The sequence below is a fragment of the Candidatus Acidulodesulfobacterium acidiphilum genome, assembly GCA_008534395.1.
Taxonomy (GTDB): Bacteria; SZUA-79; SZUA-79; order Acidulodesulfobacterales; family Acidulodesulfobacteraceae; genus Acidulodesulfobacterium_A; species Acidulodesulfobacterium_A acidiphilum.
The window spans coordinates 224,632-234,254 of the sequence record SHMQ01000001.1 but is presented as its reverse complement, the minus strand read 5'-3'; the positions used below and the strand labels follow the sequence as shown (position 1 = coordinate 234,254).

The following is a 9,623-nucleotide window of genomic DNA, read 5'->3' as shown; positions in this document are numbered from 1 at the left end:
AGGGGGTGATGAAGGTTGATTGCGATTATTAATAAAACGTATTAAAAGCAAAATAATAATACAAAGATATTATGACAAATTAAAAGTTAAATTCAATAGACAAATTAAAAGTTGACAACAGAAAAATCGGAACGGAAAAATCGGAACGGCTTCTTATTATTTAATTTCGTCAAGCCGTTTATTTCCCGTTTCCGGCAGAAAAAAAGAAAGGAAAAAGGCTGCCGATATTAAACCTGCTACGGCGTAATAGCCTAAATCTTTATTATTCCCGACGAAATACGTCATTATTAAAACTCCGCATACCGCTCCTATTTTGCCCGCCGTTGCCGAAAATCCGTAAGCGGACGACCTGAAAGACGTATGCGACAGCTCGGCGGGAAAAATCCCTACCGTTAAAGACGCTAAAGAATTAAAAATTTCGGCAATAAAAATTACGGCTGTAAGACCGGCTAACGTGCCGTAAAAGTAAGGAATAAGAAAAAGGGAAATGCCCATTCCCGCAAAACCGGCAAGCTGTATATTTTTTCTTCCGATTCTATCGATATTTAAAAGCCCAACTGCGGAACTTGCTATGCCTGTTAAAAGAATTGAAGAGGTTATAAGCGCATTTTCTTCGTTTGAAATAAATCCGCTTTTTTTAAAGATTAACGGAATTAAAAGCCCTATGCCGTATGCCCCGATATCATATAAAAACCAGATAAAAGAATACAGCAGAGTATTTTTTATATGCGCCTTGGAAAACATTCCTTCTATATATAATTTATTTTTTTTATATTTCTCTTTAATGCGTTTTGCATTTATCCATCTTGCCGATTCGGGCATTGAAATTCTTAAAAACATTACTACGAATGCCGGAATTACGCCGATACCGAGCATAAAACGCCACATTTCGGGTCCGAAAGGAAAAAGAGCCGCCGCAGTTAAAGAAGAAAATATCGAACCTATGCCGAACGACAGTCCTGCAAAAGAAAGATGCTTGCCCCTTAACGCCTCGGGAGCAGTTTCAGCAATATATGAATTCGATACCGGATAATCGGCTCCGACCGCAACGCCCAAAGCAATGCGGGATAAAAATAACATTATAAAATTTACCGACAATGCAGATACGATGCCCGATATAACAAAAACTGCCATATTTAAAATATAAACCGATTTTCTCCCGAAAACGTCGCTGAAATATCCTATCAGCAATGCACCTATTATACTGCCTAACACTACTGACGCTATGATTAAACCGGACTCTAAAGTATTCAGGCGGAAATAAGGATTGATAAGTATTATAGCGAATGCGATTACGGTTAACGAATAACCGTCCAAAAACATTCCGGCGGAAGAAAGCAGAAGGGGCGCGGTGAAGAAGCGAACAGGCTGAATAGATGGATTTCTTGAATTTTTAAAGATATTCATTCAGGATATTATATAAAATTACCTGATCTCAAATAGTCTAAAGAAGAAATTAAATCTTCTTTAGACCTGTTTTCTATTATCAAAGGTCCGGAAAATTGCCCGTTCCCGATAAGAGAACTGAAAAATCCGGCGGGGTTTAAAATGCCGGTTCCCAGCGGTCTATGTTCGTTTCTTATTGTGGTTCTTAAGTCGGTTCTTTTTTCCGACATATCCTGAATATGTATTTCGCCTATTCGGTTAATGCTGAATTTTTTTAGAAAATCCTCCGGCATAAAACCGTTTAAGCCCCAGTGTCCCATATCGAAACAGACAGATATACCTAATTCTTCGACTATCGGATATAGATAATCGAACGGGAAAACTTCAAGATTTTCTAAAGCAAAAACTTCCGGCGTCAGTTTAGTTTCTTTTAATATATCGGACATGCTTTTCTTTGCCTGACGGACGGCAATATCGATTAAAACCTTTTTTGCTTTTTCTTCGATAGGAAAAAACATAATTGAATCTTCAAATTCGGAAGTAAGATGAATAACGAATTTTTTAACGTCCAACCCCCGACAGGCATTTATTGCCTCAACAATCGCTTTAACGGAAACCCGCCTGTACTCTTCTAAAGGGCTTGCCGGATTAAGCTGAAGATAAGGAAGATGGATAGAAACGGAAAGGGGGAGCGGTGATTTTGAAGATTTTGAATAATTTGAAGAAAAAGCGTTTATAGAAGGAAGAATAAATTTTTGCAAAGAACCGGGGTTTAACTGCTCTATCTCTGTATTTATCTCGATATTTCTTATTTTATACGAATCTAAAAGATTAAAGAAACCGTCGAACGATGCTTGCAGGCGACCAGGATTATTATCTCCGAGAAGCCCGAACCCGATGCCGAAAAACGAATCGGTATTTATTCCGAAACTAAGACCGCCGTCTTTATTAAAATTATCGTAAAACATGTCTTGATTATATCAGATTTAAAAATAAAAATGGAGAATGTAAGTGAAAATAAATGCTTTTAATTTTCTTCTTAGTCGGGTTGATTTGCCCGTAAACCCAATCGGGAGTAAAAGAATAAATAAATCTGACACCTTTAAAAACGAAATTTCTTTTTCACTACGCAACACTTTTATTGTTGAATTATGATAAAATAATTATATGTATTCATATGAAACCGATTCATTTAAAAGAATTATAGACAAAATAAAAACCGAGGCAGGAAGCAATATAATGAGCGTCACGGCTTTCGGTTCACGGGTAAGGGGCGATTTTTCGGAAGATTCCGATATGGACGTTCTTGTAGTCGTAGGTAAAAAATCGCTTAAGGAAATTTCTTTTATAAACGATATTTTTTATGAGGAAGAAATTAAAACAGGTATCCCATTTTCCGTAACAATAGTTCCATTGCATTCATTTAATAATAACAAAAGATTTAAAACAGGTTTTTATCAAAACATTAAAAAAGACGGAGTTGTTTTATATGGAATTAACCCGTGACGAAAAAACGGCATTATCTGATTTAAGATTTCAAAAATCAAATGAAATGCTTGAAGATGCCTTATTTAACCTAAAATCCAAGAGATTTAAAACATCGGCAAACAGAAGCTACTATTCCGTATATCATGCCGCAAGGTCACTGCTTATTTTAAAAGGTATTGATCCTGCGAAACACGACGGCGTCAAAACCATGTTTTCGCTTCATTTCGTAAAAGACAAAGCGGTTAATCTTGAAACCGGAAAAATATACCAGGAATTAATGTCTTTAAGAAATGAAGCAGACTATGATGATTTTTCGGAAGTAACCGAGCCTGAGGCAAAAAGAGCTGTAGAAATTGCCCGCAAATTTATAAAAACTATTGATAAAATAAGGCAATCGTTAATAAAACAAATAAATAAACGCTGACGCTTTTAATGATAACAAACGACTTTAACATTTAATATGCTTTTATTTGCTTATTTTATCGACAATAAACGGATTTTTAATAACAATTCCATCAATTGTTTGACTGTCAGAGAGGTCTTCGGAAAATAGCGTAGGTCCGAAGTCTGTATAATTTTCTTTATATAGATTTAACACTTTTAATCTAACCTCGTCCGAAAGTTTCCTATGCGAAGGTTTTCCTCGTAAGGAATGCACGACCGCACCATCGCCGGTTAATTTTACTTTTTTAACTAATCTTTTTACCTGCCTTAAGGATAACGAAAGCAGTTCCGCCGCTTTGGCTTGCGTAATGCCGCCTTCTAAAATCTTTTTAATTACGTGCAGTCTGTTTAGCTCTGTTCGCGTCGCCATGATAATGTCCCTTGCCATTGTATCCTCCCCATAGAATAATTACAGGAGAATATTTTATAGCATTACCTTAAAGGTGACATTATTATTTTGGTAATAAGTGACATTATCATGTTGGTAGAACAACAAAAAAGAATATATAAGTTTTAATTGAAAATATTCATCTGGATGCTATAATATAAAAGTTATATAAAATTAAAACTTTAAACGGAGATTTTAAATGACTATCAGAAAAATATTTTTATTAACTTCTTTTTTATTCTTTACCGTATTTTTATTTATCTTAGTTAAAAATAGTTTTGCTTTACATAAGAAGTCTTTCGTTAGAACCAACCGTAAACTTAATATATTAAAAGGCAAAAGAATTGTTATAAAATCGGGGTGTATCCGCTGCCATTCTTTCGTTAAAAGAAAAAGAATCGACAATATAGTAACGCTTGCCGGTTGGGGAAATAAAAATCTTTCGCTTAAGCAGACGGAAAAGGCAATTAGAAGCTGCAGAATGGATCCATACTGTTCGCAAATTTTAACAAATAAACAGGTTAAATATATTGCTTATTACCTTAATTCATTAAAATAAATGCCGGCAAAGAAACACAAATGGGCGAAACAAAGGTAAATTTACATCATCTGTTGGAAGATATACGCGATTCCTATCCTTTCCCGCAGGAAGAAGTTATCGTTACAGAACTCGTCGCTAATTCGCTCGATTCTCATGCAAGCGATATAAGGTTTATCGTCGATTCTCAAAAATATATCCTGACCGTTATAGATAACGGAAAAGGAATGAATAAAAAAGAATTGGACGGATATCACAATATCGCGTCGACGACAAAGACCAGAGGCATGGGCATCGGTTTTGCGGGCGTCGGCGCAAAATTATCCCTGCTTATAGCAAAAGAAGTTATTACGGAAACGGCAAACGGAAATTTCCGCGGCGCAACAAGATGGAAACTCGAAAACGATGAAAAGGCACCATGGAAATATATAACGCCGGCATCGACCGATTCAAAATTGCTTAATCCACATCACGGAACCGCCGTATCGATATTTTTTAAATCAAATCATTCCGAACTGCTTAACCCAGAGTTTATTAGGAAAACTATTCAAAAACATTTTTATACAATACTTGATCCGACTTTTCAAACTGCTTTAAGGTTTATTTATAAAAACGGCATAAATTTTTACGTTAATGAAGAAAAAATAAATTTATCCGAAATGATGCAGTTCGAAAAGAGCAATGCCTTTAAAATCCATTTCGGAAAAAAGGGGAAACCCGTCGGGGTAGGTTTCGTCAGAAAATATAAAGAACCGCTCGACGAAGAAAAAAGGGGCGTAGCGATATCTACTTGCGGAAAAGTCATAAAACACGGATGGGACTGGCTGGGAATTTCTGCAAAAAATCCGGATTATATATCGGGAGTAGTAGAAATGCCGGGTCTTTCGTTAATTTTAACCACCAATAAAGCCGATTTTTTAAAAGATACGGCAAGCCTTCAGAAATATTACCGCTACCGCAAAGCCGTTCAGGAAGTTATAGAACCTATTTTAAAAGAATTCGGCGAAATAAACGAATCACGAGAAAAACCCGCAAAAGAATTGCGTCCTTTGGAAAAAGAAATTCGCGGGATTCTCGATAATATGCTTAACGATTTTCCCGAATTAGATCCTTTGCTCGGCAGAAGAAAAAAATTCGAAGCCACTATCGGCGTTTTAGACGATACATCTGCTTCGGAATCAGGAACAGCCGTTGAGGAAAATCTCGAAAAAACTGCTATAAACCACGATGTTAATGATGGCAAAGCGGAAGAAAATGCAAAAAATAGAGAAAACGAAAACGGTGGTCTCCCGAACTTAGATATCGGCGAACTAAATAACGGACTGCCGCAGGAAGGAAAAAGAAAGCCGCCCGGATTAATGATCGGGTTTTACGATAATAAAGATTTGAACGAATTAGGGAAAATAGAAGAAGGAACGGTCTGGATAAATAATGAGCATCCGGCTTTCAAAAGAATTGCAAAAAGCGGCGGAGAGAAATACCATATCGTCGTTTCAACCGCATTTGTCTTATCGGGTTATCTGCAAGAACAAAAATCTTTGCAAGCATTTATAAACCGCTTTTTATCGGACTGGGGAAAAGAAGCATGAAAGAAAAAACAAAAGAAAAATTTCCTTTAAAAATAATAAAAGATAAACTCACAGGTAGATACAAAGCTGCTACTTCGATTGATAAGCTTAACGATGAGACTAAAAATATTAGGCGGGAATTAAGTTTTATCGAAACCGACTATACGATTTTATTAGGCGATATAAGAGGATTGCTGTCGGAAGCCACTATGCGTTCTAAGAAGAAAGCCGACCCCCGTTTGTATTGGCTAATAGGCGAAAATATAATACGTTTTATAGAAAGGCTTAACGACCTAGGTTTCTATCTTTTAAAGCAAAATATAACATTTGCGGCGGATATAGGTATGTCCGAAAGTTCTATCGGTAAAATAATTTCTTTCAGAAAAAGATTTTCAAAAATATCTATGTTAGACCAGAAAATATCATGGTCTAAATACAGGGATAATAAGGCTTTAACGAACCTATAACATAGAAACTTCCTCTGTAATGTCGATACTTTTTTTATACGTGGTAAAATACTTATTAAGTTTAATGAAGTAAGAAAATAAATAAATCAGATACCTTTTTTTTATTAATAACATATATTGATTATATCAAATTTTAAAACAAAAATACCCGCTTTTTAGGGCGGGTATCAGGGAGGTGCTAGAGAGAAAAGCTATTAAGTCAAGAGTCTAGAATGCAATCCTTGCCTGCATGAAAAAGGCGTTGGTCTGCCCCATCCACTGGCCGTATTCTAAATATTGCGTACTTGTCGAAGCTAAACTTCTATAATTGCTGGCATTTAAAAATTGGTAGTTCTGCCAGTCGGCGGTAAGCGTTACGTGTTTATTGAGACGGTAAGCGACGCCGGCTACGCTTCTCTGAAAATCGAAAGGATTGCCGCCGGTCAATGAATCGCCGTTAGTATTGTAATTTGTAGCCTCATAATAATATCTCTGTATAAGCCCGAAAACTCCAAATCTCGTATTAGGAATATTGTAGTATCCGAAAGCGTCGTAACCGTGTTCGACGTTATGACCGTCGTATAAACTTGTTATTGGCGGCATAGTGCTGGATGTGTAACAACCGTAAACGTCCGATTCTATTCCGCAATAACTGTCGTTATCCCCGCTTTCGCCTGCGCCCGGTTCCACGACGTGGTTTATTGCATAATCGTACTGCAGTGCGATATTTGCGTTCGGCGTTTTATAATCTAATACCGCCGAAACTCTTGTTTCTGGACTGTTGGTATTTGGACCTATAGCGGCATCTCCAAAACTTGAATTGTCTTCAGCCCAGGCATAATATCCGCTGATGCTGAGTCCGTTTAAACCGGAATCCGCTCCTAATGGATAAATAGTTAATCTTGCCTGAGGAGATTTCTGGTCCACCGTTTCGTTGGCGTGAAATGCGGCGTTATCAAAGAAACCAGCGTTATATGCAAGGTAAACCCTTCCGTTAGACCTGTATTTGCCGGAAACGCCGAGTCCCGCCTGTGTAGAGGTTACGTTTAAGAAACCCCACGGGGTTCTTTCCGCGACGTGATAACCCAATAAGCCGTCTTCCCATGCGACCATAGGGGTCGGAAACTGCCCTGCTTTAAGGTTAACCGTCCAACCGTTTGCATCGTAAACATGATTGAACTGCAAAAATGCGTATTTAAGCCTGAAATACTGGTTTCCGCCGGTAGATCCGGAATTATTCGTTTTGAAAAAATTCGGCGTAACTTTTAAGAACCAGTTGTCCTGATGATACAGGAATATTAAGTACGCCCTGTTCACGTTAAATGCATTATAGCCGTTATTGCCGCTTGCAGGCGGATTTTCTTCAAGCTGCATCGAACCTTCCGTTAATCCCGTCTGAGTATAATAACCGTAACCCATATAAATCAATGCGCCTAATGAAACATGTTTAGTCCACGCAGGAAGCGTTTGACTCTTGACGGTTTTAAGCGAAGTCTCGAGTTTCTTTTCGGTAGTTTTTAAATTTTTAATCTGCTCCGTCGTCTTTTTTGCGTTCGGTTTTAACAGCTGATTGATGACGCTCTGTCCTACTTTTACCCTGCCGGGTCCCGGCTTTAAAAATATTTCGCCGGTGTTGGGGTTTTCGTAAAGGGCCGCTCCCGATGCGTAAGCCTTCCCTGCCCCGCTGAACGCAAAGACTAATGCAAGGACTGCGGCCGTTGCAAATATAAATGTCGGCAACATGTTCAAGCGCATAGTCTTTTGTGTCTCGTTAATTTCGTACATGACTTCCTCCTCTCTTTCAATTTAAGTTGCTTAATTAATATATTTTTCCGTTTCCATACTTATTCTAACAAACAAATGTTACAAGATTATTACAATTATGTTAAATTTTCGTAACAATATTATTGAAGGAGCTATTTTACGATTTAATTTTAAATATAAAAATGCATTAGGGAGAATCTGCATAAAACGAATTTCAATAAAATAAAAAACGCCGCTTTATTTATTCTATTATCGTCCGGGGGTGTGCCGGCTGAACGATAAAAATAAAATAAAGCGGCGAAAAAGAGTAATCGTTCCGACTTTGTCGCATTTTTTATTTTTTAAAATTATTTATTTTATTAATGTGACAAAAATCATATATTAAACATTCCAAATTAGAGATAATAAAATCACAAAGATGGAAATAGATATCGGAAATCTAAATTCTAAGGAGAGATAAAAATGAAAACCGGCGAGGATGTTTTACTGCTAAAGAGCGTAGGCGAAATTGCTTCGGAAAATCCGGAAAAAATCGGGGTATTTAAAAAATACGGCGTGGATTTTTGTTGCGGCGGTTCAAAAACATTACAAGATGTATGCGAAGAATCCGGTATAGACCGCATCCTTATAGTCGATGAATTAAAAAACTATTCAGCGGCGGAAAACGACGATAATTATTCGTTAAGTAAAAAAGCTAAAGACTGGGACGTTAATTTTTTAATAGACTATATAGTTAATATACACCATACATTTTTACGGGTGCATATTCCGGAAGCCGAAGATTATGTCGAAAAAATTGCAAACGTCCACGGAAAGGGACACCCGGAACTTCTTAAAATAAGGGGGCTTTTTAATAAAATGTCGCAGGCTATGTTCCTTCATTTAGACAAAGAGGAAAAAGGGCTCTTGACCGATATAAAAGCCGGAAAAACCGAAAACATAAAGCAAGAAATAGAAGATGCGCTGTATTATCATGAATACGTAGGGCATATTCTGAAAGAGATGCTTTTTTTAAGCTCCGGCTATTCGGTTCCTAAAGACGCCTGCGCTTCTTATAAGCATGCATACGAACTGCTGAAGAATATTTCGGACGATATAATGATTCACGTTCACATGGAAAACAATATTCTTTTTAAAAAAATCTAAGCGCCTTTTTTATTGCACAGCTTCCGGTAACATATTCCCTTTTTTATCGGTTGCAAAATCGGCGATGGAATAAGAGCTTAGGGCTTTCGTCAGCATTTTTTGAATATCTGCCCACATAAAATGCACGTCGCAATTGCCTGCGTTCTGGCAGGAAGATTTATTAACTACGCATCGGTTCAAAACGATTGGTCCGTCAATAATTTCTACGACCTTTTTTATAGTGATATCTTCGGGTCGGGCGTTAAATGTAAAACCTCCTTTAGTTCCTATAAAAGAGTCGATGATACCGCTTTTTGCCAATGTTTGAAATATTTTCGACATAAAAGAAGCAGGCGAATTTGTGTTTTTTGCAATATCTTTTACGTAACACACTGTTCCAGCAGGTTGTTTTGCCATGTAAACCAATCCTCTGATAGCATAATCGCTGGCTCTTGAAATATTCATGTAAACACCTC

The 9,623-nt window shown here is 37.2% G+C and carries 11 protein-coding genes; 6 read left to right on the top strand and 5 right to left on the bottom strand.

From position 1 onward, the window contains the following. Window positions 1-156 precede the first annotated feature (156 nt). Both EVJ48_01225 and EVJ48_01220 read right to left on the bottom strand, forming a co-directional pair. Window positions 157-1,407 carry an MFS transporter gene (locus EVJ48_01225; protein ID RZV40569.1) on the bottom strand — a complete coding sequence of 417 codons (1,251 nt, stop codon included), beginning with the start codon at window positions 1,405-1,407 and terminating at the stop codon, window positions 157-159. An 8-nt stretch (window positions 1,408-1,415) separates the two neighbouring features. After that, a complete protein-coding gene (locus tag EVJ48_01220) occupies window positions 1,416-2,354 on the bottom strand; it encodes a sugar phosphate isomerase/epimerase (protein RZV40568.1) in 939 nt (312 codons plus the stop codon). Window positions 2,355-2,553: 199 nt separating this feature from the next. Between EVJ48_01220 and EVJ48_01215 the strand changes: the two genes are divergently transcribed. Together EVJ48_01215 and EVJ48_01210 are read left to right on the top strand one after the other, a co-directional pair. Beyond that, window positions 2,554-2,892 (top strand): nucleotidyltransferase domain-containing protein, encoded by a 339-nt coding sequence (locus tag EVJ48_01215; protein RZV40567.1) that lies wholly within the window; start codon window positions 2,554-2,556, stop codon window positions 2,890-2,892. Next, window positions 2,876-3,298, top strand: coding sequence for a HEPN domain-containing protein (locus EVJ48_01210; protein RZV40566.1), 423 nt, complete (start codon window positions 2,876-2,878; stop codon window positions 3,296-3,298). Before EVJ48_01215 ends, EVJ48_01210 begins: the two co-directional genes overlap by 17 nt. A 42-nt stretch (window positions 3,299-3,340) precedes the next feature. Here the strand turns inward: EVJ48_01210 and EVJ48_01205 are convergent, their stop codons facing one another. After that, window positions 3,341-3,706, bottom strand: coding sequence for a helix-turn-helix domain-containing protein (locus EVJ48_01205; GenBank protein RZV40565.1), 366 nt, complete (start codon window positions 3,704-3,706; stop codon window positions 3,341-3,343). A gap of 199 nt (window positions 3,707-3,905) precedes the next feature. Here EVJ48_01205 and EVJ48_01200 point away from each other — a divergent pair, with 199 nt between their 5' ends. From EVJ48_01200 to EVJ48_01190, 3 genes are read left to right on the top strand one after another with little or no spacing between them, the layout of a single operon-like run. After that, a complete protein-coding gene (locus EVJ48_01200; GenBank protein ID RZV40564.1) occupies window positions 3,906-4,265 on the top strand; it encodes a hypothetical protein in 360 nt (119 codons plus the stop codon). 20 nt (window positions 4,266-4,285) lie between these two features. After that, a complete protein-coding gene (locus tag EVJ48_01195) occupies window positions 4,286-5,833 on the top strand; it encodes a hypothetical protein (GenBank protein RZV40563.1) in 1,548 nt (515 codons plus the stop codon). Next, the gene (locus tag EVJ48_01190) at window positions 5,830-6,279 is read left to right on the top strand and encodes a hypothetical protein (GenBank protein RZV40562.1); all 450 of its coding nucleotides are present in this window, start codon (window positions 5,830-5,832) and stop codon (window positions 6,277-6,279) included. The genes EVJ48_01195 and EVJ48_01190 overlap by 4 nt, the downstream gene beginning before the upstream one ends. A gap of 207 nt (window positions 6,280-6,486) precedes the next feature. Here EVJ48_01190 and EVJ48_01185 read toward each other — a convergent pair whose 3' ends face one another. Further along, a complete protein-coding gene (locus EVJ48_01185) occupies window positions 6,487-8,043 on the bottom strand; it encodes a hypothetical protein (GenBank protein ID RZV40561.1) in 1,557 nt (518 codons plus the stop codon). A gap of 441 nt (window positions 8,044-8,484) precedes the next feature. On the opposite strand from EVJ48_01185, the gene EVJ48_01180 reads away from it, so the two are divergent. After that, complete coding sequence (locus EVJ48_01180) at window positions 8,485-9,168, top strand: hypothetical protein (GenBank protein RZV40560.1); 684 nt, start codon at window positions 8,485-8,487, stop codon at window positions 9,166-9,168. A gap of 9 nt (window positions 9,169-9,177) precedes the next feature. Here the strand turns inward: EVJ48_01180 and EVJ48_01175 are convergent, their stop codons facing one another. After that, entirely contained in the window at window positions 9,178-9,612 is a 435-nt protein-coding gene (locus EVJ48_01175) for an Rrf2 family transcriptional regulator (protein ID RZV40559.1), read from the bottom strand. Window positions 9,613-9,623 lie beyond the last annotated feature (11 nt).